The following is a 22,553-nucleotide window of genomic DNA, read 5'->3' as shown; positions in this document are numbered from 1 at the left end:
CTGCCTGATAAGCTGATCAACACCAACTATTACAAGAGAGTTTTTGGGCTAGTGAAATCTAACAGTAGTAATCAATCATTAGAATATATCTATAATGTTCAATGTGAAAATCAGCCCGATAATTGCTCCTATGACTTAGAGACAATTGAACAGAAAGTAAAAGACATTATGAAGTCGGTTGAGTTTAAAGATATGGAGCTTGAGGGTGGAGAGAGTTAAGTGGAAGTATTTTCAGAGTCTATAAAAGAGACTTGATAAACTGATCAACAGTATCTGTTATATATAATCAATTAAGTTCCACATCACCCCCCTATTCTCCTCCCCCATCAAATGATGATTCTTCTATTTCATATCTTCTCAGTATAACTAGTTCTAAAGAATGGTTAACTTCGAAATTAACTAGTCAAAAAGTTTCAATTTTGACCACTTTCTAATTTGCTACTCCTTTGTCTTAGACTGTATGGTATTATAAGGAAAAAACACCTATACGAGAGGAGTTTCTCCTTGATGAAAAAGTCTTTATGTTTATTTGTTAGTGTACTTATTATTTTAATAATTGGGGGTTGTGGACTTATGGAAAAAGATGTTGCAGACATGGATCCGAAAGACTTGCCGAACGTGACTGCTTTTCAAGATGATTTTACTAGAGAATTTATGGCATCTACCGAACCTGTTGAAGAAGGATATTACACGTTTGAATCGAAAACTGGTGGATATACGATGAAGTTTCCGGATGATGCCTCTATAGACAAAGGGTATTACGAGAGAAAAAAGGATACATTTGAACGTGTTAGTTACGCAGAGGAAGTTGATGAAGACTATGTGTCCTATTATGTTATAGCAACTTATGACAACTTTAATAAAAGTCAAGACGTTGATGATTTATTATATCTTTTATCCAGTTCACTAAAGTACAAGGGTGAATATGAAGATTTTGAACATGAAGACAACACCATATATTTTGCATCAAAGGAAAATGTGACTAAAGATAAAATGACTACGTGGTTTCGGTTTTTCGGATTGATTAAATCAAATAGAAGTAATCAATCGTTACGGTACATATATAGCATAAAATGTGAAGAGCCAGAAAATAAATGTTCTTATGATTTAGATTCTATTGAACAAAATGTTAAAGATACCATGAAATCAGTCGAGTTTACGAATATCGAACTTGAGGAGGAATAAAGTGAGTGAGAATGTTTTTCAAAACAGGCTGATGCAAGAAGAATATAGCGGGCTAACTGAAAAAGAAATTCGTCAAATTTATATAGAAGAAACAGGCAAACAACCCCCAGAGTCAATTGACATATATTATTCTGAGGATTATGTTGACAAAATAGACAGTTATGGATTCAATGGCACAATCATCCACCTTTATGATGAAGAACAAGATATCAATCAGATGTATACTATTACACGTGGTTCAGAGGCTTCTGAAATCGATAATTGGCGTCCTGAAGATTGGGCTTATAACCTTATGGGAATCTTTGTAGGACAAAATTCAGATCAGTATGAAGCAGCCAAACTTTTTGATAATAAAGTAACTAGAATAATAGAAAATAAATATGATGACGCTAAAAATAATTTGAACAAAATTGGCTTAGGGCACTCACTCGGTGGTAACTTAATTACATTAATACAACTCACCGATGATATATATGATGATGTGTTTACTACAAATGCAGCTCCTCCCACAACTTTTCAATTAGCAAATATTGACGTAGACTTTTTGGAAAACTTATCCAAAGAGTATAATATAGATTTTATGAATAACTTCAACGCCATCTACAACCTCAACCCAACCGAGCTCGAAGCTTTCGCAGAGGAATATTATAAAGAAGCTGGTGAAAACATCAACCACCTTGTTATGGATCAGGATTTTTTAAATGCATTGAGTGTGGTTAGAGGGTTTATTGAGGTAGGAAATTTCCAAAGGATGGATGCTTATGCTGATCAGGATGTGAGGAGTCTTGATGATTTGTTTGCTGAGTTGCCTGATGGGGTTATCAAAGATATTCAAATCTTTTTTGCTGAAAACTACTCGGATATTTATAATAGCGATGGATTTGATGGTTTACTACAGAGTTTAACTGGGATTAATCCTGACATTATCGACTTAATGACAGGGACAGAGACTGATAAAGAATATAAATTTTATGAAGTGGGCTACGATTTTGTGAAAATGATCAATGATTCGATTAAAAAAGTACCGGTAGCGCTTGAACATATTAAAAACTTGTATACACAGGCAAGGCCCATCATTAATTCACTAGTGGATTTGGGGTACTTGGATAAAAATGAAGGTAAATTAATTTTATCGGAATTAGAAAGCTTGGAAAATGATCTGACTGAACTTAAAGACTTACTCAATGCCGCGAAAGGTTCCCAACTCCTCCCCACCGTATTTAAACCAAGTTATCTCATTTATGCAAATAGAATTAAGGAATTGTTTGCCAGTATTGGAGACAGATTTAATAATTTAAGTGAATATACCGAGGATATTTTTGATCTTATTTTAAAGAATGTTGACGCACATAGCTTAAAAGTAGTCATAAAGGCTTTAGCATCTGACTTAAATAAATCGTATGAATCTGGGAATGTGTATGTCCATGTTGTCATTGATGGAGAAGAAATCAAAGTCAATTTGTCATCATTAACTAAGGTGTATCTTGAAGGTTTAACAGTGCTTGAGTCCAAAGAGTTTTATTTAAGTCTTCTTAAAAATAGTTATGAACATGAATATCTTGACGATTTCCCCACTCGTAAGAACAAAATTGTTGATAAAATGGATGATATGGAAGCAAATCCGTCACATTATCAGCAACATTTTTTAGGAAGCTTTACTTATGATACTGAAGCATACTATCGCTTGACGAAAATTAATGTTCATGATGATTTTCCTGTATTCCCGGACGACAGTTTTACAGCTGTTTTTGATAATATGTTCAATTTTATTGAAAGTGAAATAAGCAAAATGAGGGATCTTCTTCAATCCATCATGGATGGAATAGAGTCTTTATTTGATAAGGATCAAGAACTTGCCGATACTAATTTTACTTTGGAGGGAATGTGATGGTGGACACACAAACACAACTTATTCATTACCAGTTTGAAACCGAGACAGACTTAACGGATAAGGCGAATAAGTTCCTGACATATTTAGAAAACTTAGAGGAACAGTCTAAACAACTCCATCTCTTAGCGGAGAATGAACTCAGTTCAAACCTAGGTTTAATTATTGATGAAGCTAAAGAAAAAATTCAGCAGCGAACGGAATATCAACAACTCTATTATGACGCCAGTAAATCCAGTATGAAGAATATGGCAGCTAAATATACAGATATCGTTAATTCTATGAATTCTCATCAGTTAACGATCTATTATGATGTCATAAAAAATGACGAATCTTAATGCCAAGTGAATAATCATGTACAGTCGCTTCCAATTGGGGCGATTTTTTTGTTGGTTTTATTTGTTGTGGATTGAATGTTTTGAACCTAGATGACGTCTGTCAATCCTACGGAGGAGAAAGTCATAGTAATCGTCGTCTTCACCTATATTCAAAGAGCGGTAATCAATGCTGCAGAGATAGTCAGCGCTCTTAAAGAGTACATCGTATCCGTTATAAGATATTACTGTCTCTAGCTGTAAAAAACAAAACACACACGCCCCTAATTTCTACTATTTTAAGGATTTCCCCCTAATAAAGTATTATTTTCCAGAAGACCGATAGTCGAAAGTATCAATTTAAGCTATTACTTCTTTATTAATCTTTTTCTTTAATTTGTATGATAATATAAGGAAAAAACACCAATACGAGAGGAGATTCTCCTTGATGAAAAGGTCTTTATGGTTATTTGTTAGTGTACTTATTATTTTAATAATTGGTAGTTGTGAACTCATGGAAAAAGATATTGCACGAAGGTAATCAATTACTAAAATATATATTTATATTGAATGTGTTAGTGACGCTACTAATCCTAAATACTCTGATGAAGTAGAAGTAATTGAAGATGATGTAAAGGAAGTCATTAAATTAAGGACATAAAAGTGTGTGCGTTAATATTAATATATTTTAACATCCACAAGAAAAGACACTCAGAATATAGCATGCGTGTAGGTGGTATGATGGTGCTAAATATTGTTACTGCCCTTCTTCCTTAAGCTTTTCGACTTCCTTTATATCCATATGAGTGACGTCTGCCACGAATTCTAGACTTAATCCTTTTTTCAGCATTTCAATAGCTACTAATCTTATTCCTTCTTCTCTGCCTTTTTCGTGCAAAATATCTGCGATTGTCATCATAAGTTCGCTCCCTTCTGAATAGGTAGTTTCTAATTTTTGGACGATGGTGTCCACGTCTTGCGGTGATAGGTCTCTTGCGGCGTTGAATATATAGCGTACTGCAGTTTCGAAATATTCTATGCCTGTTTGTTTATCTTCAAGTTCTTTAAAATAATATACTGCTTTTTCAATTAATGTGAGGACTTCTTGTGCTGTTTTTGCCTGTTGGACGTCTCGAAATAGCGTTATCATTATTTTAACACGTGCGTCGCCTTTTATTTCATCATCTGTATAGTTTGATAAGTCGTAAAGCAAATATTCATAATCAGGGGTATACCTTTTGGCGGCTGGAGGTGATTTTTCATATTCTAAAATCATGCGAGCTAGTCTTGTTTCATGGTTCCATTCGCTTGAACCGTGATAAATGACGAGTGGGATAATGACTGGGAGATGGTCTGTTTGTTTTTTTGTCACGTTCGTGTTCCAGATTTCGACCATGTATTTCAGTAGTTGAAAGATGACGCTCTTATCAGGATAGCTTTTGTGTTCGAATAGGAAATAAATGTACCCTTCTTTTCCAGCTATTTCTGCGCTGAAAAGCAGGTCGGAAAACCTCTCTTTCATGTCCTTGTCGATAGAGCTATCTTTTTCCGGGTATAATGTAGTTGTGTTAACCATTTTCAAGGTGTCAGTGGGTAAATAGTTCTGCAAGAAATCTCTTGCCACGTCAACATTTCCAAGGGTTTCTTTAAAAAGCTTGTCATGTGGATTCTGAATTTTTCCAGGTGGTTCTTGCGAGTATTGCGAAGTCTCCTCTCTGACTGTCAGTGCGATAGTCATTTGATCACTTCCTTGGGGGAGTAGTTGGTGAGGTTGTGTGTGGGTAGTCTGGCTTTAGTATACCATTTTCCCATTTGCCGGACAAATTAACTTAATATTGAAGTATTTATTTTAGATAACCCGGCCATAAGCGTTTTATCTGAGTGCTTGGTGCTGGTGATAGTTTTTTAAATGAGATAAACGTCCCTCGTCGTCTGCTCGAGATGACATGAATGGTGCTCGACCTGGGGGTGGGGCTGCTCGAGTTGAGGTGGATGCCGCTCGACCTGAGAGGTGCATCGCTCGAGTTGAGATGGATGCCGCTCGACCGAAGCCGGTTCCCGCGCGAGTGAGAGCTGACCCCGCGCGAGTGGCCTTTTCCAGCATATTTAAGCGTTAATACATTGTAACCAAGCTATTTTAAGGTCATCTGGATATCATTTTATTCCTTATTCCACTGATTGATTAAAAACTCGGTATCTGCATACAGTTCTGTATATGTTCTGTCGGTAATATGTTCTTTTTCCATTTGATAATCAAGAAGTGTTTTAAAATTTTCTAAGTGTTTCACGATCTTTGTTGCATTGGATTGTTGCTCATAATGTTCTAATGCTGCCAAATGAATATCAATTGAATGGGCAGTTTCTTCGTCTGCGAACTCATCTTGGTTGACAAGTTTTTCTGCTAGGCTTCGCATGGCTTTTAGTGAATCCGAATGTTCACCGCGAAAAGAAATATCCGCTGTTACAGGCAAATGATCAGAAGCGAGTGAATCGGTAACTTTCGTTGAATTGACGTCCATTCGTGGTGAAGTCAAAACATAATCAATCCGCTTAATGGGCTCGTCTGCCGGAAACGTATAACCTTTGTCATCAAGATTAATATCCCACGCATCATTAAACCACTGAAAGACAGGTTGTAATTCAGGAGCGTCTGGATTCGCATTTAAGTCACCAACCAAAATGCTATAAGGGTGTTCTGCCATATGATCGAACATGTCCTCCACTTGCATCTCCCTAACGGTTGGATCCCCTCGATAATCTAAATGAGTCACGTAAAACCATACATCTTCTCCTTCTACATCCAGTTGCGCTTCAAGAAAACCCGGCTCTAATTTTGGCTCTGGATCAGGGTCTTGAGTTGATAGTCTCGTGATTTCCCTATTATAAGCATTTTTAATAGGATACTTACTTAAAACGCCAACACCATATTGTCTTCGTTCATCACCCTCTTCCAAAGGGTCAAAATCATAAATGGGTGCAAAAAAGTAATGCATATCTAACTTGTCTGCTAGTTTTTCTATTGTATTCTCATAGTCACTTCTACTGCCCCAATGTACATCGACTTCCTGGAGGCCGATAATATCCGCTTCTGTTTCTCGAATGGTATCGGCTATCCGATCAAGGTCGTATTCACCATCCATTCCACTACCCGCAGCCATATTATAAGTCGCTACTTTACTTGTCACCACACTTGTCAGCCGACTTTCATTATCAGTATTTTCCGCGTGAGCTTTGCTGCTGGTCGCTGACATAAACGTCAATGATGAAACAATTAAAAAGACCGTCAAACATAAAGAAATATACCTTTTCAACATCCCCACTCTCCCATCCTTTTAACAACTCCCCCATCTTAATAGATGAGGGAGTTGTACTCAGTCTTTTATTCCCACTGCTTCAATAATGACTCTGTATCGTGTTTCAATATGTTATAAGCTTTATCTGTAATCAAGTTTTTATTGTTCTGTTGATCGAGCAATAACAGCATGCCTTCGAGATGTTTCTGCATTTTATCAGCAGCATCTCTATTCTCGAATTGGTTGAGGGCTGTTACATGCATCGTCAACTTACGCATAGCCTGCTCATCAATATCCCCAGTTTCTTCTAAGTCATGAAGTGAAGATTCGAGGTCCTCAATATTCATTTTATAAATGAGATAATCCCTACGTACATCTTTAAACGAATTTAAATCGTCTTGCCATGTCTCGACCATGGACTCGACTGATTCACCGTTTTCAATCGCCTCGCGAATCCAACCATTTCCGATAAGTTGATCAAAGAATGAGATACCTTGTTCATCTTCTGCTCGGAATTCAAAGTCTTCCGGATACATATCATGTAACGTCTTGACGACATGAAGTCCTGTTTCGACTGCTTCATAATTTTCCATATCTGTTATATGAATTTGAACACCGTGGCTTAATTCACCGCTGTGTTTAGAAAACGTTGGTGTAAAGGATGCCGCTCGGAACGTCACTCCTGGTAATTCCAAATTATTTAAAATGCCCGCAAACTCAGTACTATCCACAAATGGTGCCCCTATTAATTCAAACGGCTTAACGGTTCCTCTTCCTTCAGACACGTTTGTTCCTTCAAATAAAGCAGCTCCAGGGTAAACGAGTGCTGTATCCAAGGTGGGCATATTTGGTGATGGTAACACAAACTCCAATCCAGTATCATCGTAGTACATACCGCGTTCCCATCCGGTCATTTCCACCGTTGTTAAATCAGCTCCAATATCAAACTCCTCATTAAATAAATGAGCCAACTCCGCCACGGTCATGCCATGTTTTAAAGGGATAGGGTAATTGCCGACAAACGATGCATATTCTTCATCTAGAACAGGGCCTTCGACATGATAGCCACTTAGAGGGTTCGGTCGGTCAAGCACGATAAACTCAATATCGTTTTCCTGAGCTGCTTCCATAGCATAAGCCATCGTATAAATATACGTATAGAATCTTGCGCCTACATCTTGGATGTCAAACAGAAGGACATCGACATCTTCAAGCATTCCTGGTGTCGGTTTTCTCGTTTCCCCGTATAAGCTGTAAACAGGAAGACCCGTCACGTCGTCGATGTAGTACTCGACATATTCACCAGCTTGAGCATCCCCCCGTACACCATGTTCTGGACCATATAAAGCTGTTAATTCAACATCTGGATCATGATGCAGACGGTCAACAATACTGTTTAACTCCTGATCGACACCGGTGGGATTCGTAATTAAACCGACACGCTTATCCTCGATCAATTCCTTCTCGTCATCAAGCAGAACGTCAACACCTAGCTTAAAAATTTCCTCGTCTTCTTCAATATTTTTTGTATCGTTATCAGCTAAAACAACCGTTAAAGAACCTAATATTAAAAACAAGGAGACAACAGCTATAAAGTATTTTTTCATCCTTTTATACTTCCTCCTTAATGATTAATAATTAAAATAAAGAGGATGGGGCATAAGTATTTTAGTTAATTTAAAAGCGAACATATTAACGGATATTTCTTTTAATATACACTTTTTAAATCAGCGTAGGAAAAATACGTAGACTCCAGTGGGAGGTGAGGCCTAGATGAGACCCCACAGTGCGTAGCACGAGGAGGCTCATCAGCGACGAAGAATGAACTGCAATTCTTCTTTGCCCACGGAAAGCGAAGTATTTTTCCGAAGCGAATAGCGCTCACTTAAAATTGTTCGGCATTTAATAATCAATACTTTGTTTTGTCCCAACCTCTTTATTACTTGCTTTCTCCATCTGATTGTTCGGCTATAAACGTCCATTCAAGCTTTAGTTCGTCCCCTTGAAATTGGTTTTGATCTTCGCCATTATCGACAAAATTAAACTTAACAACAAAGTCATTCTCGGTTCCCGCTTCTAGCCCGCCGTCACCCAGCATAGGATCAAATACATTTTCAGCAACCGCTTCTGGTGCCATATCTTTTAATTCAGCAAGGGTTGTCTCATAAATCACTTCATCAAAATTATCCGCGTTGTACAAAAACTCGACTTCAATATGCTCACCAAAGTCTTCATCATTGTCACCTTCTGCATCGATAACGCTATACTCTGTTTCAAGGTACACTTTTTTCATATCAAGCGTTCCATTGTTTTGTAATTCGAAATCACGAACCATTTCATCGCCTGGTTTCATATTATCAATATCAATAATTTCTGTTGGCTCAGCTGATAAATCTAAAGTTCCTGCTGCAAAGGTGTTATTTGAGACCGCCGTATCGCTAAAGTAAGCGTATGTTCCCCCACCAACTAAAGTTAGTCCAAGCGCTGCTGATGCAACAGCCATTCCTAACTTCTTCTTTATTCTCATAATACTTATTCTCCTCTCACTTTTTTTATGATTATTCTCAAATTATCTTCTTAGTAGCAATACGTATCGCTTGTCTGCTACACTCACTTTATTTAGCTGACCACAACTCAATCAATTGATCCGTATCAACTGTGAGGTAGTTGTGTGCTTTTTGTGAAATATGCTCATTTTCCCTATGATGATCAAGTAGCAGGTGGAAATTGTTCATATGTTTCAAAACTTTGTCAGTTAACTCTTTTTCTTCATAGTGTGCCACTGCTGTTAAGTGCATGGAAAGAGCATGGCTTGTTTCCTCGTCTACAATTTCGCCTTCATTTTCTAAATAAGTAACGAGTTCTTTCATTCCTTCAGCATTGATTGGTGTATCAATAAAACTTAAACCATGGCCTGTCTCATACAGATCCGGAATGGTTACAGGTAAAGTGCCTCTTGGATTAATATCTCCAACAAGCGCATTTGCGATTGCGTTTACTGATGGTTCTAAATAACTGTATGCGTTGAGATATGCGTCAACCTCTGAAAACTCCATTAAATCATAAGGGTTACGCATGGCAGCAACAGCGACAGGTTTATCTGTTTCCACTAATCGGTCAACCAATTGTTGTTGTTGTTCGTCCGTATTGGCTGTATACGTAGTTACAATAACTTTATCCACGTCACTTGCTTTCTCCACAGCCTCTGAAATCTCATCTTCAGTTGGGCTCATTCCAGTCTCAAAACTGTCGGCGGTAACACCTTTTTCATTCAATTGTTCCGAAATAGTGACTGGATTCGCGTCCCCAGGGCCTGTCACGAGCACCTTTTCTGACGATTGAACAGGTAAGGTATCTGCTTCATTTTTAACAAGGGTCACACCTCTGTTCGCAATATCTTGAGCTACTTGTAAATGGTCGTCCGAGCCGATTCCTTCAATTCGCTCTTTATCCGTATATGGATCCTTAAAAAGACCTTGTTTCATTTTGGACTTTAATACACGAAAGACGGATTCATCTAGTCGTTCCATGCTAACATCGCCTGATTCTACAGCTTCTAACATTCCTTCAAAAGCGACGTCAACTTTAGGCGGATTTAACAAAATATCTGCTCCTGCTTTAAAGGCCTCAACAGCGACCCGGTCTTCAGGGTATACGTTCGCACCAGACATGCCTAAACTGTCTGTAATAATCAATCCATCAAAACCCATTTCCTCTCTTAATAAATCCGTTAAAATAGGCTTCGACAATGTTGCAGGCAAACCTGAATCATCAAGAGCAGGCACAACAATATGAGCCGTCATAATTGATTCGATGCCTGAATTAATAGCCTCTTTAAAAGGCTTTAAATCGACCTCATGGAGCGTTTCCAAATCATGATCAATCTCAGGCAACCCATAGTGGGAATCTACATCGGTATCCCCGTGGCCTGGAAAGTGTTTGGCTGACGTTATCACATTTTCTTCTTTATACCCATTAATTTGCGCAATCCCAAGGTCTGATACAAGATCAGGATCCTCCCCAAAAGAGCGGATGCCAATCACCGGATTGTCCGGATTCATATTGACATCAACTGTCGGTGCAAAGTTCATATTAATACCTAAACTGCTTAACTCATTACCAATGATCTCACCACTCTGATGAGCAAGCGATTTAGAGCCTACAGCTCCAAGTGCCATATTACCTGGAAATACAGTTCCCGGTTCTTCAACTCGTTGAACAATGCCACCTTCCTGATCCGTTGAGATAAACAATGGAATTTCAGAACGCTGATCTTCTGCAATCTCCTGCAAACCATTGGAAAGTTCATTAACTTGTTCTGTATCAACAGGTGTTCCTATATTGTCCGTCCAGTTAAAGTAAATAATCCCACCAACATGATAATTTTCAATGACCTCTTTAAAATTTTTACCACCACGGTTATTATTTAAATTCGTATCCTCATAATTTGGATCCGTTGGAGTCTCTCCATAAACATGAACAATGAACAGTTGTCCAATTTTTTCTTCAAGTGTCATATCATCCATCACATCCTTAATGGCTTCCTCATCTTGGTCAGATACTTTATTTTGTTCATCTGCTAAACCGTGTAACGGCGTCATTATAATGAACAAAATAGATATGACAATTAGAAAATGTTTCCGTCTCATTTTGAACTCTCCTTTTCGTTGTATGCTATCAACCCCCCAACTAGTAACCGCTTACATTAAATGAATAACTTTTACATTAAAAAAACACCTACCTTCCCTTGTTATGAGATTCATAGATGCTTTCACTTTATTAAGTCTATATTTATTTATTTCTATTCATAAACATATCACTAATGGACAAAAAACGATATGATAAATGCTTATTTTTCCAAGATTGAGTCGTTATATCCAAGACAATTGCCAGATAAGGTAGGACGAATCATATATTTTAAACAACAAGAAAGGTATTTAGGGCTATTCTAAAGTAACTTCTAAACTCCAAAAGGAAATCTAATCCAATCCCTTAACATAAATTTTTTCAACCTCTTCCCTTTCAATTTCTCTCCCCTAACTGCTACAATAAAACTAACAGTATCTTAAACTAAACGTAAATTGGAGGAATACATATGTCTGAACACGAACAACGCATTAATCAGTTAAAAACTGAACTAATAAATGAAAACATCGACCTTGCACTCATCACGAATCCGGCAAATGTGTTTTACTACACTGGATTTAACTCTGAACCCCATGAGCGCTTTATGGCTTTCGCTTTCGAGCCTAAAATTGACCGCATGACTATGTTCGCCCCCGCCCTTGATCAAGAGGCAGCGAAAAAAGAATCCATCATCGAAAGCGTCATTCCTATTTCAGATGAACAAGATCCTTTTCAAATTTTAAGCGAGAATATAGACGTCGACATAAAATCGATCGGCGTTGAGAAAAACTACGTCAGTATGTTACGGCACGAGCAGTTGCAAAAGGTTTTTCCAAAGGCTGGCTTTGTAAATATAGAGTCGTATATTAATTCGCAACGCTTGAAAAAATCCCGTTCTGAAATTGGCTATTTACAAGAGGCGGTCGACATTATTGAGAAAGTGTTGGCTGAGGGAATTAAGCAATTTAAAGTTGGGATGACTGAGTTAGAGCTTGCCGGTCAGCTTGAATTGCTCATGAAAAAGTTTGGTGCTGTCGGTCCTTCCTTCTCGACCATTGTGCTTTCTGGTGAAAAGTCGGCATTACCGCATGGTGTCCCAGGCGACCGTGAGATTAAAAATGGTGACTTCTTATTAATTGACTTCGGCGTGGTTACGAAAAACGGTTATAATTCGGATATCACACGTACGTTTGTGGTCGGAGAGGCTTCGGAAAAACAGAAGGAAATTTATAATATTGTGCTTAAGTCAAATCAAGCGGGCATTGATGCTGTGAAAGCCGGTAAACCTCTGAAGAATTTTGATATAGCGGCTCGGGATGTGATTGAGGAGTCAGGATACGGCGATTATTTCCACAATCGTGTCGGCCACGGGCTTGGTATCGAGGTGCACGAAGCCCCTTCTGTCCATAAGAAGAATGAAGATATCGCAGAATCTGGACTATTTTTCACTATCGAACCAGGGATCTATCTTCCAGAATTGGGCGGCGTCCGCATTGAAGATGAAGTGTATATCAATGAAAATGGTGATGCTGAAGTTCTCACTTCATTCCCGAAAGAATTGCAAGTGCTGTAAAGTGCGCAATTTAAACGTCGTGAATATTCTGTAGCTCCAGGGTCGAAGGTGGCTTCTTTAGGAGTGTAGAATAATAATTTTAAAATAATTAACGACTTAATACAGAAATTTTTCTCAAAAACTTGTATAATAGAGGTTGGTAATATTATTTCTATTATGCAGGTTTTTTTATTATTTATTTTTTCATTTTGTAAACGTTATAGTGGTTATTGTTGCTGATGTTAAGGCGAGCAACAGAGGAGGACACTCGGGCGGAAAGTGTGCTTACTCGGGCGATTTTTGCTTCGACTCGGGGCAAATGTGCATTCACTCGGGCGAAAGCTAGTCTCACTCGATCGATTACTGTTCTCACTCGGGCGGCGACTGATCTTGCTCGAGCGGGAGTGGAGCGCAGTCGAGCGACGATGACTTTTACTCGAGCGGGAACGACCTTAACTCGCGCGGCAATCGGTGCAAGTCGAGCAGGATTGACGCTTAGTCGAGCGAGAAGCGTTATAGGTCGCGCGCCATAGAGACTCACTCGAGTGGCTTGAACCTTAACTCGCGCAGGTTTGTCCCCAACTCGCGGGCGCCCGCCTCGCTTGTGAGGCAGATTTCAATCTAAAATTAGATGCAACTTCACTTAAGCAGCGGTGACTTGCGGTAGCAAGTCGTCATCTTTTCTTTTTAATTGTCTTTATTTTTTTAATAATTTTTTTGAGGGTGTGAAAGCCTTTTCATATATAAGTGCATACCTATATTATTTTACATTAGAAAGGATCTATGATTATGTTATTAAAAAACTTTTTTATGAATCTATCACAGAATAAACTATTAAATGAGATGGCGCAGAAATATGGTTATAAGCTTGGGGCGCAGACGGTTGTGGCTGGTGAGAATGTTGATGAGATGACTCAGAGTATAAAAGAGTTGAACGCGGCTGGGATTTCGGCGACGATTGATAATTTAGGAGAGTTTGTTGATAGAAAAGAAGATGCTATCGATGCTAAAAATCAAATTTTGCAAGTAGTTGAAGCGATTCATGAGCATAAGTTGGATGCACATATTTCATTGAAACCGACGCAGCTTGGGCTTGATATTGATTATGACTTTTGCCTGCAAAACTTGGAGGAGATTGTTGAGCAAGCGTATCAATATAATATTTTTGTAAACGTTGACATGGAAGATCACTTGCATTTGCAGCCGTCATTTGATTTGGTTGATCAGCTGCTACAAACATACGATAATGTCGGGACGGTTATACAGGCGTACTTTTATCGTGCTGAAGAAGATGTTAGGACGTATAAGGATGAACGTCTGCGTTTGGTGAAGGGGGCGTATAAGGAGTCGGAGTCGGTGGCGTACCAGGATAAGGGGGATATTGATCGGCATTTTATTGAGTTGATTGAATATCATCTTTTGCATGGGAAGTTTACGTCGATTGCGACGCATGATCATCATGTGATTAATCATGTGAAGGCGTTTGTTGAGGAGCATCATATTTCTAAGGATAAGTTTGAGTTTCAGATGTTGTATGGTTTTCGTAATGACCTCCAGCATAAGTTAGCGAATGAAGGCTATCATTTTTGTACGTATGTGCCGTTTGGGCATGATTGGTATGGCTATTTTATGCGCCGGTTGGCTGAGCGTCCGCAAAACATTAATTTAGTTGCTAAGCAAGTGTTTAATAAGAAGACGAATACGGTGATTGCGGTTGGTACTTTAGCGTTTTTACTTGGACGGTTGAGTAAGCGGAGAAAAAAATAAAATTGGATTAAAAAAAGCCTCCCTGAGTGGGAGGTTTTTTATGTTCCGTAATAATAGTAATAGGAATTTGAGCCTTTCTTTGGTAGGTCGTTGAGTACAGTGCCTAACAGCTTTGAAGTGGATCGCTCTAATGCTTCTTTTGCTTTGCCAGCTGTTTCGTATTCAGTCTGTCCGCTACGTACGACTAATAGTGAACCGTCCACGAGATTTGCTAGAACCTGTGCATCTGTTACGGCGAGTACTGGTGGCGAGTCAATAATAACCAAATCATAAACCCTGTTCGCTTCTTGTATGAAATGTTTCATTCGTTTTGAACCAAGCAGCTCGGATGGATTTGGAGGAATCGGCCCCGATGTAATGACATCTAAATTATCAACGTCACTTATTTGCACTGCATTGTTAAAGCTTTCTTCTCCGACAAGAACTGTGCTTAATCCTGTTAAGTTATCAAGTCGAAATGTATAATGAACAGTCGGCTTTCTTAAATCAGCGTCTATAAGCAAAACTCTTTTTCCTTGCTGGGCATAAACAATTGCTAAATTCGCAACCGTGAGTGATTTTCCCTCGCTTGGTTCGGAGGAAGTGACAACCATTGATTCTAATTCTTCATCAACCGATGCAAATTGTAGGTTTGTGCGTATGGTTCTAAACTGTTCAGAAATAGGAGATAGCGGATTTAATTTCGTAATCAGATGGCGTATTTTATTTTGTCTAGACTGATTTTTTCTGCGAATCATTAATTCCACCTCTTTTCGATACTTGTGGCTGCGTTTTAAAGTGACTAGGACGTGCATCTCTATCTGAAATCGTTGAAATTGAGCCTAGGACAGGCAATCCTAGTTTCTTCTCAATATCTTCTTCAGTTTTGACGGTGTTGTCTAAGTATTCAAGCAAGAATGCGAGTCCGACACCTATCATTCCCCCCAGTACAATCGCGATAGCAATATTTAGTAACGGCTTCGGTGCGACAGGTGATTGATCTGGCAATGTTTCAGCTTCCGATAAAATGTTCACGTTATCGACATTCATAATTTCGGGAATTTCCGTTTGAAAGATTCCCACAGTTGTATTAGCAATTTTCGTTGCCATATCCGGGTCTGGATCTGCCACAGTTACGGTCACAACTTGTGAATCTTGTTCACTAGAAACTTGTAGTTTATCACTTAAAGTTTTTGCTTCAAATGGTAAATTTAATTCTTTCACTACATCATCAAGAATAGCTGGGCTTTTAATGATTACATTATATGTATTAATCATTTCAACGTTAGTCCGAATATCATTGACGTTGTAAACGTCAGCTGACGACTCTTCGCTTTGATTTACAATAAATTGACTACTAGATTCATAGGTCGGAGTAATAATAAAATAACTTATAATTGCGGCAAGAAGTGCGGCAGCAATGATTAGACCAATAATCATAAGCAAGCGCTTCTTAATAACCTCAAAAATTTCTTTGAGGGAAATTGTTTCTTCCATCGTAGTACCTCCAAAATTTTTATTTTTTCTCGTACTTATTTAATAAGAAAGTGGCTCACGTTAAGTACTTCTATATTAAAAGGCCAGAATACATTTACCCCGTATTTTCGACATTACAACAGAAAGTATAACACATATTTCAATTTAACAGCACAGGTTTTTTGGCAAATCACAATTTAAATGATTAACCTTTTTATTTAAGGGTATAGAGATGGAAATGATAGAACCTTATAAAATCATCGATGGATGTAGCTAGTTTCAATGTTTAATAAAGTTTACCATAAATTAGACGTATGGTAAAAAAGATCTATTTGTTTTTATTTGCAGTAATCAGATTTAGCGATTAGATTGTAAGGTTTCATTCTTTTTTATAATCTTTTTTTATTAAGTTATCATTCTCTTTTCGATTTTAGTTATAACGACTCATGTTATTAAGGGATATTAGACCTATCCGACTGGTCTTTTACATGATTTTATGAGGTTTATTTTTCTGTCTATTCTGTTAAGTTAGCCTTATTATGATTCTTTTTATCTACTATTTTATATTTTATCTGATTTAATCCCGTTTTATATTACATTTACTTTACAAGTTCATTACAAATCATCAAGAGGTATGTTATATTTTGTCGTTTTACATTATAATTAGCACTAATAGACTAGATTACTGGCAAATTATGCTAGTGTGGTCACTATTTTCATAATTACATAGTGTTTTAAATGAAGGGAGCTATAAAAAATTGGCAAATAAGAAAATCATGATGTCTGTGACAGCGACTGCGGCTATTGTATCGGCTATTTACGCTGCAGATGAGGCAGAAGCAGCTACATATAAAGTGCAAAGTGGGGATTCGTTATGGACGATTGCACAAAAATACAATACCTCAGTTTCCAATTTAAAATCTATCAATAGTCTGAAGTCAGATGTTATTTTCCCTAATCAAAAAATTAAGACGAGCAAATCCTCTAGTTCAAACTCTAGTTCAAAACCTACTTCTTCCAGTTCTAAATCTACCTATACGGTAAAGACTGGTGATACATTGAGCGGGATTGCGTCAAAGCATAAAATTTCGTTATCAAATTTGATGAAATGGAATGATCTTGATACCACACTCATTTTTCCTGGTAATGTGTTAACAGTTAGTAAAAATGGTGGAGGATCAAGCAACGGTTCCAACTCAAATAGTGGATCTAGTTCATCAAATGGGGGCAGTTCATCAGGTTCAACTTCTTCATATACCGTGAAATCCGGTGACACACTTTCACATATTGCAGCACGCAATAAAGTGTCAGTAGCTAATTTGAAAAAATGGAATAACCTCAGCTCAGATTTAATTCGTGTTGGACAAAAGTTGAACATCAAAGGTGGATCATCTAGTGGAAGTTCTAGCTCCTCGGGATCTTCGAGTTCAGGGGCGTCTGGCTCAACTAAGACTTATACAGTAAAATCCGGTGACTCTCTGTCAAAGATTGCTTCTCAAAATGGGACCACAGTTGCTAAATTGAAGTCGTGGAATAATTTAAAATCCGATACAATCTATATTGGTCAAAAATTAAGTATCAATGGAAAAAAATCCTCAAATGGAAGTTCTGGTGGATCTAGTTCTGGTGGTTCAAGTGGAAGTTCTGCTAACGTAAACTATAATGTAAATACATTAGTTAAGGAAGCGAAAAAACACCAAGGCGTTCCCTACGTATGGGGTGGCCAATCAACAAGTGGATTCGACTGTAGCGGATATATCCATTACGTTTACAACAAAGCTGGCCTTAAGTCAGGACGTACAAATACAGAAGGTTACTACTCTCGTTCGTATTACGTGAAAAATCCACAAGTAGGAGATCTCGTATTTTTTGAAGGAACGTACAAATCGGGCATCTCACATATGGGTATTTACTTAGGAAACAACGAATTCATTCATGCAGGAACATCAACAGGCGTCACCATCACAAACTTGAACAACTCATACTGGAGCAAGCACTTTGATGGATTCAAGAGATTTTATTAATAAATAATAGAAAAGGGAAAACTTCGGCAGTGGCCGAAGTTTTTTTGTTTGGGATGGATGGGAGCTTTTCTACCTGCGTAGAAAAGCAGCTTTATTATGTTTATAATGAAGTGGTTTACGTGAGGCGGCGCGAGTTGAGGGGGAGGCGGCGCGACCTGGGGCGGAGACCGCGCGAGATGAGGGTGAAGCGGCGCGACCTAGGACCGAGGCCGCGCGAGTTGAAGGTGAGGCGGCGCGACCTGGGGCAGAGACCGCGCGAGATGAGGATGAAGCGGCGCGACCTGGGGCGGAGACCGCGCGAGTTGAGGGTGACGCCGCGCGACCTAAAAAAATAAAGACTATTAACTAAATAACTAACACAAACTTCCACCTCTTCTTTGTTGTGTCCATATTTGTCGATTAGAATTGTATATAAATTTTTCTTGTTTAAATAGTCTTGTTATTACACTTTTGGATGAAACCCCTAACCAATACCTTCCAATCTTATTTGTAATCCAAGGCTGAATAAGTAAGAAGAAATCTCTTAGTGCTGCCTTATGTGCGTATTGGGAGGTTACTTTACATTTCGGGCACTGCCAATTATTGAAAATACGTTCCATACCAAGCCAATCGCAATGAGGACAACGGACACCTGGTCTAATGTCTTGTGATTTAATATCAAATCTATTTAGTATATCTACATCTGGTTCTTTATTATGATTAATGATTAATTGGGTTAATTTTTTATGTGGGATGAAACGTTGGCTTGAGTGTTGTAGCTGGCGTTCTTTTTCCAGTATCATATGAGGGATATATTCACCGTGAGCGACAATATTTTTAATAGAAGAATCATCGCCTTTCACCTTGATAATCGTACTTGGTTCACTAACTGCGATAAAGCAATGAATTGGAACATCCTGTAAACCGTGTCGGTGGAGCCATTGTTGAAGCTTTAATTTTTGCGTTTGAACCTGTGTAACTGGATAACGGTAGCCTGTCTCTTTTTCTCCATCGTCACGAATCAACTGCTTATAAACAGTGTCAAAAGTGATGGTACCTACAAAGTTTTTGGTGTCGATGATATAGACAGCATGTGGCGTAGCAAGGAAATGATCCATTTCAAAATTTCTACCATTATTTTGCAAGTTAACACCCGGCAGAATTATAGCTTTGTGACTTAAGGTTTCTAAATGATAATCCACTTGCTTTTCTCCAATATAACCTCTTATTCGTTGTGCTAATTCTTTCTCCATTTCAGCGTATTTCGGGTGAGTGGGATTGATACGTGGGAGGATAGCTTCGAGTTTTTGAAGACGTATAGGTTTGGGGCGTTGTATATTCATTTCTGCTCCTTTCCATTTTGAAAATATTCTATAAATTATATTACTTATTTTAGCATAAATGAATAGAAAGTGGTATTAAATTTACTAGACTAAAGAATAGAACCGTTTGTACTAATGATAAATGACTTTTTGATTATTATTCTATATGCTGTTTGCTGTGTCCTTCCATTTATATTGAATACAAATCTAAGTGGATTCTAGCGCGAGGTGAGAGTATAGCTGCGCGACCTGGGGCGAATCCCGCGCGAGGTGAGGGTGAAGCGGCGCGACCTAGGGCGAATCCCGCACGAGATGAGGGCGAAGCGGCGCGACCTAGGGCGGAGACCGCGCGAGGTGAGGGTGAAGCGGCGCGACCTAGGGCGAATCCCGCACAAGATGAGGGCGAAGCGGCGCGACCTAGGGCGGAGACCGCGCGAGTTGAGGGGGACGCCGCGCGACCTAGGGCAGAGGCCGCGCGACCCAGGGCAGAGGCGGCGCGACCTAGGGCAGAGCCCGCGCGAGGTGAACATGAAGCCGCGCGACCGGAAGCTGACCCCGCGCGAGCACCGCAAAACCGCACGTCCACTCCCCCGCCACAAAACCGTCACAACTCCTACCGCTTCCCCATCAACAACTGAGTCAATTTCATCAAAAAGTCACAAAGAGTTCGAAATCTAATCGTTGATAATGCATACGTTCATTGATAAACTCATTGTTAGAGTATGTTTTAGATTGTTATAAATAATCATAAGGTGGAGGTGTTAGAAACATGCTACCTGTTGAGAGGCAAAATCGGATTAAGAGCTTGATGCAGGAACGGGAGCATATGAAAATTTCTGAGCTGAGTCAAGAGCTCAATGTTTCGGAAATGACCATTCACCGGGATTTGAAGCCGCTCATTGACCAAGAATATGTAATTAAAACATTTGGTGGCGTAACGTTAAGTCAGCATTTACAAAAATCTCCCCCATCACAAGAAGTATGCGTAATTTGCCAGCGTGATATTAACGAGCGACTCGCCTACCGACTCATTTTGCCGAATAACCAAATTGAAATGGCGTGCTGCGCACATTGCGGCTTGATGCGACATCGCCAACTATCCGGAAATGTCATCCAAGCCATTTGTCATGATTTCCTTAAACACACGACAATCAGCGCTCCGGATACTTGGTATGTGATGGACACATCGATTAACATTGGATGCTGCCAGCCCCAAGTGTTGACGTTTGAACAAAAAAATGATGCGGAAAAATTTATCAAAGGTTTTGGTGGTCAAATCTATACTTTTGAAGAAGCAGTTACTGCGGTTCATGAGAAAATGGATTGCCCCAGCTGTCATCAACATGAATAGCTCATCATAGAAAACGATCCCATCAAGTATCAAACAAACAGTCAGCAGCAACAGAAATCCAATCACCTATAAATTGGGGTAATATTCACATGTTTTTCATATAATTAATTTAAGATAGAAAGACACCAAAAGCACGTTCAGAAAGGAAGGAAACAATGAAAAGTTTTAAAACTTCATTAAAGTTATTTGCTTTCTCAAGCATTCTTCTCTTAGCATTGTCAGCGTGTGGTGGAGGCGAAAATATCGAAACCACCATGTCAGAAGAAGTGCCTGATTTCGAATTTACCACCCAAGATAACGAAACAATGACCACAGACGATTTAAAAGGTACATACTGGGTAGCCGACTTTGTCTTTACAAACTGTACGACCGTTTGTCTGCCAATGACATCAAACATGGCTTACCTGCAAGACTTGATTAACGAAGAAGGGCTCGACATACAACTTGTCTCATTCAGCGTTGATCCAGACTACGATTCACCAGAAGTCTTAACAGAATACGCTGAGGACAATGGCGCTGATTTAGATAATTGGACATTTTTAACGGGCTATGATTTCCAAACGATTAAAGAACTTTCCATCAAAACATTTAAAAATATGGTCCAAGAACCACCTGAAGGATCCGACCAAGTCACCCACGGAACGAGCTTTTTCCTAGTCAATCCAGAAGGTGAAGTCATCAAAAATTATAATGGTGTCCAAAAAAATAACATGGAAGATATTTTCGAAGACTTAAAAGAAGTGAGCCGTTGATTTAATCAAAATCAACGAACCCACATAAGGAGAGATGAACCATGAAAAAAAAGTTAGGCTTTCTTATGTTAACATTTATGCTCATCGCCCTAGCAGCATGCAGCAACGATAACGCGAAAGGCGACCCAGATACAGACCTTGACGAACTGCAATCACTAGACGTTGAACTTCACGTGACCGAAGAAGCCGACGTCGATGAAACTGTCGATATGGAAGCAGACGTCACTTACGGCGATGAAAACGTCGATGACGCCGACGAAGTTATTTTCGAAGTTTGGGAAGAAGGCGATCAAGACAACTCCGCAATGATCGATTCAACCAATAATGAAGACGGCTCCTACTCAGCAGAAACAGCCTTCGACCATGACGGCCTTTTCCACGTTCAAGTCCACGTCACAGCACGCGACCTGCACACAATGCCGAAAAAAGAAATCACAGTCGGTGAAGGCGGCGAATATGACGAAGCGGTTAACGCAGAAGATGAATTCGACACAGACGGCTTCAGCATGCACTTCATGGAACCCGAAGACGTCAAAGCAGGCGACGAAACCGAACTCATGACACATATCGAAATCGACAAAGAAGCACTTAAAGACGCCGACGTCCGCTATGAAATCTGGAATTACGACGAAGACAACAAACACGACTGGGTCGACGCAGACGAAACCGAATCCGGCGAATATACCGGCACCCACACATTTGAAGAAGCAGGCACCTACTCCATTGAAATTCACGTAGAAGACGACGATGACCTCCACGAACACACAGAAGTCAAAATCGAAGTCGGAGAATAAAGTGAAACTTCAATCAGTGGGGGTTTTCATATTTCCCCACTGATTGTTAGTTGAACGAATCGGGCTTTTACTGGCTGATGATCCCCCACTTATAAATCTTGTTTCCCTCGAATCCTTAAAGTGGGGGTCTTACAGCCAGTTAACCTGCGATAAACAAAATAAGGCTCTCACACCCCTCAGGCGTGACAGCCTTATTTTTTCATAAAAATCCTTATCGTAATTCCAGCTCAAAGCCATAACATCGACCCACA

At 39.2% G+C, this 22,553-nt stretch carries 19 protein-coding genes and 1 pseudogene; 11 read left to right on the top strand and 9 right to left on the bottom strand.

Features of this window, described 5'->3' with window-relative positions:
* Positions 1-51 precede the first annotated feature (51 nt).
* From KQI49_RS01575 to KQI49_RS01560, 4 genes are all read left to right on the top strand, one after another.
* Entirely contained in the window at positions 52-219 is a 168-nt protein-coding gene (locus KQI49_RS01575) for a hypothetical protein (protein ID WP_216486130.1), read from the top strand.
* Positions 220-507: 288 nt separating this feature from the next.
* Positions 508-1,185 carry a hypothetical protein gene (locus KQI49_RS01570; RefSeq protein WP_216486127.1) on the top strand — a complete coding sequence of 226 codons (678 nt, stop codon included), beginning with the start codon at positions 508-510 and terminating at the stop codon, positions 1,183-1,185.
* 1 nt (position 1,186) lies between these two features.
* Positions 1,187-3,073, top strand: coding sequence for a DUF6792 domain-containing protein (locus KQI49_RS01565; RefSeq protein WP_216486124.1), 1,887 nt, complete (start codon positions 1,187-1,189; stop codon positions 3,071-3,073).
* Positions 3,073-3,411 (top strand): hypothetical protein, encoded by a 339-nt coding sequence (locus tag KQI49_RS01560; RefSeq protein WP_216486121.1) that lies wholly within the window; start codon positions 3,073-3,075, stop codon positions 3,409-3,411. The genes KQI49_RS01565 and KQI49_RS01560 overlap by 1 nt, the downstream gene beginning before the upstream one ends.
* A 733-nt stretch (positions 3,412-4,144) precedes the next feature.
* Here KQI49_RS01560 and KQI49_RS01555 read toward each other — a convergent pair.
* The 6 genes and pseudogenes from KQI49_RS01555 to KQI49_RS01535 form a co-directional block, all read right to left on the bottom strand.
* A complete protein-coding gene (locus tag KQI49_RS01555; protein ID WP_216486118.1) occupies positions 4,145-5,125 on the bottom strand; it encodes an Rpn family recombination-promoting nuclease/putative transposase in 981 nt (326 codons plus the stop codon).
* 421 nt (positions 5,126-5,546) lie between these two features.
* Positions 5,547-6,701: an endonuclease/exonuclease/phosphatase family protein gene (locus tag KQI49_RS01550; protein ID WP_253286602.1), complete on the bottom strand. Its 1,155-nt coding sequence runs from the start codon at positions 6,699-6,701 to the stop codon at positions 5,547-5,549.
* A gap of 65 nt (positions 6,702-6,766) precedes the next feature.
* The gene (locus tag KQI49_RS18840; protein ID WP_371817498.1) at positions 6,767-7,027 is read right to left on the bottom strand and encodes an FIMAH domain-containing protein; all 261 of its coding nucleotides are present in this window, start codon (positions 7,025-7,027) and stop codon (positions 6,767-6,769) included.
* A 3-nt stretch (positions 7,028-7,030) separates the two neighbouring features.
* Positions 7,031-8,287: pseudogene (locus tag KQI49_RS01545) on the bottom strand (exo-beta-N-acetylmuramidase NamZ family protein); the annotation flags it as partial.
* Between the two features lie 332 nt (positions 8,288-8,619).
* Positions 8,620-9,207, bottom strand: a complete 588-nt coding sequence (locus KQI49_RS01540) for a CalY family protein (RefSeq protein WP_216486111.1) — start codon at positions 9,205-9,207, stop codon at positions 8,620-8,622.
* A gap of 88 nt (positions 9,208-9,295) precedes the next feature.
* Positions 9,296-11,329, bottom strand: a complete 2,034-nt coding sequence (locus tag KQI49_RS01535) for a glycoside hydrolase family 3 protein (RefSeq protein ID WP_216486108.1) — start codon at positions 11,327-11,329, stop codon at positions 9,296-9,298.
* Between the two features lie 446 nt (positions 11,330-11,775).
* Here KQI49_RS01535 and KQI49_RS01530 point away from each other — a divergent pair, with 446 nt between their 5' ends.
* From KQI49_RS01530 to KQI49_RS01520, 3 genes are all read left to right on the top strand, one after another.
* Positions 11,776-12,879 (top strand): M24 family metallopeptidase, encoded by a 1,104-nt coding sequence (locus KQI49_RS01530; protein WP_216486106.1) that lies wholly within the window; start codon positions 11,776-11,778, stop codon positions 12,877-12,879.
* 218 nt (positions 12,880-13,097) lie between these two features.
* On the top strand, positions 13,098-13,391 hold the full coding sequence (locus KQI49_RS01525) for a hypothetical protein (RefSeq protein ID WP_216486104.1): 294 nt from the start codon (positions 13,098-13,100) through the stop codon (positions 13,389-13,391).
* Positions 13,392-13,647: 256 nt separating this feature from the next.
* On the top strand, positions 13,648-14,625 hold the full coding sequence (locus tag KQI49_RS01520) for a proline dehydrogenase family protein (RefSeq protein ID WP_216486102.1): 978 nt from the start codon (positions 13,648-13,650) through the stop codon (positions 14,623-14,625).
* 38 nt (positions 14,626-14,663) lie between these two features.
* Here KQI49_RS01520 and KQI49_RS01515 read toward each other — a convergent pair whose 3' ends face one another.
* Entirely contained in the window at positions 14,664-15,362 is a 699-nt protein-coding gene (locus KQI49_RS01515) for a CpsD/CapB family tyrosine-protein kinase (protein ID WP_216486100.1), read from the bottom strand.
* Complete coding sequence (locus KQI49_RS01510; protein WP_216486098.1) at positions 15,337-16,101, bottom strand: YveK family protein; 765 nt, start codon at positions 16,099-16,101, stop codon at positions 15,337-15,339. The genes KQI49_RS01515 and KQI49_RS01510 overlap by 26 nt, the downstream gene beginning before the upstream one ends.
* A gap of 758 nt (positions 16,102-16,859) precedes the next feature.
* Between KQI49_RS01510 and KQI49_RS01505 the strand changes: the two genes are divergently transcribed.
* Positions 16,860-18,104 (top strand): C40 family peptidase, encoded by a 1,245-nt coding sequence (locus KQI49_RS01505; RefSeq protein ID WP_253286601.1) that lies wholly within the window; start codon positions 16,860-16,862, stop codon positions 18,102-18,104.
* A gap of 353 nt (positions 18,105-18,457) precedes the next feature.
* Here the strand turns inward: KQI49_RS01505 and KQI49_RS01500 are convergent, their stop codons facing one another.
* Positions 18,458-19,426, bottom strand: a complete 969-nt coding sequence (locus KQI49_RS01500) for a nuclease-related domain-containing protein (RefSeq protein ID WP_216486097.1) — start codon at positions 19,424-19,426, stop codon at positions 18,458-18,460.
* 748 nt (positions 19,427-20,174) lie between these two features.
* Between KQI49_RS01500 and KQI49_RS01495 the strand changes: the two genes are divergently transcribed.
* From KQI49_RS01495 to KQI49_RS01485, 3 genes are all read left to right on the top strand, one after another.
* Positions 20,175-20,756, top strand: coding sequence for a DeoR family transcriptional regulator (locus KQI49_RS01495; protein ID WP_216486096.1), 582 nt, complete (start codon positions 20,175-20,177; stop codon positions 20,754-20,756).
* Positions 20,757-20,911: 155 nt separating this feature from the next.
* Positions 20,912-21,508, top strand: a complete 597-nt coding sequence (locus KQI49_RS01490) for an SCO family protein (RefSeq protein WP_216486094.1) — start codon at positions 20,912-20,914, stop codon at positions 21,506-21,508.
* Between the two features lie 41 nt (positions 21,509-21,549).
* Positions 21,550-22,302 carry a FixH family protein gene (locus KQI49_RS01485; protein WP_216486092.1) on the top strand — a complete coding sequence of 251 codons (753 nt, stop codon included), beginning with the start codon at positions 21,550-21,552 and terminating at the stop codon, positions 22,300-22,302.
* The last annotated feature ends 251 nt before the right edge of the window (positions 22,303-22,553 follow it).

The organism is Virgibacillus sp. MSJ-26, assembly GCF_018918075.1.
Taxonomy (GTDB): Bacteria; Bacillota; Bacilli; order Bacillales; family Amphibacillaceae; genus MSJ-26.
This window is presented reverse-complemented; position numbering and strand designations above follow the sequence as displayed.